The sequence below is a fragment of the Campylobacter concisus genome (assembly GCF_002914195.1).
Classification (GTDB): Bacteria; Campylobacterota; Campylobacteria; order Campylobacterales; family Campylobacteraceae; genus Campylobacter_A; species Campylobacter_A concisus_M.
On sequence record NZ_PPAU01000105.1, the window covers coordinates 1 to 506 of the forward strand.

A 506-nucleotide genomic window follows, 5' to 3' on the forward strand; every position below is an offset into this window, starting at 1 on the left:
GTATATACCAATGATAAAAGAGCAGATCAAAAAATCAGGCGTGCCTGAGTCGTTTTTCTATCTAGCGATGATAGAGTCAGGCTTTTCAAATCACACTGTTTCAAACGCAAAAGCTACTGGTATGTGGCAGTTTATGGAGCAAACAGCAAAAATTCATGGCCTAAAAGTAGGGCAATACACCGATGAGAGAAAAGATCCGGTTGAATCAACTGTCGCAGCTACAAACTATCTAAGATCACTTAAAAATCAATTTGGCAAATGGTACTTGGCAGCAATAGCATATAACTGCGGCGACGGTGCGCTAAAAAAAGCTATACAAAAAGCCGGTACAGACGATCTTGTAACACTTCTTGATGCTGAGAAAAAATACCTCCCAGCTGAGACTAGAAATTTCATCATTAAAATTTTAAGAGCGGCATATATAGCAAAAGATGCGGACTTTTTGATATCTAAAGAGTCGTCTTTGCTAAACATAAATGGCGGATTAAGACTTACGAAAGTAAAAG

At 38.3% G+C, this 506-nt stretch carries 1 protein-coding gene; it reads left to right on the forward strand.

Annotated elements, in window-relative coordinates; translation table 11 throughout:
• Window positions 1-506, forward strand: a 506-nt coding sequence (locus CYP28_RS06060; protein ID WP_141090917.1) for a lytic transglycosylase domain-containing protein, incomplete at both ends; no start/stop codon positions are given.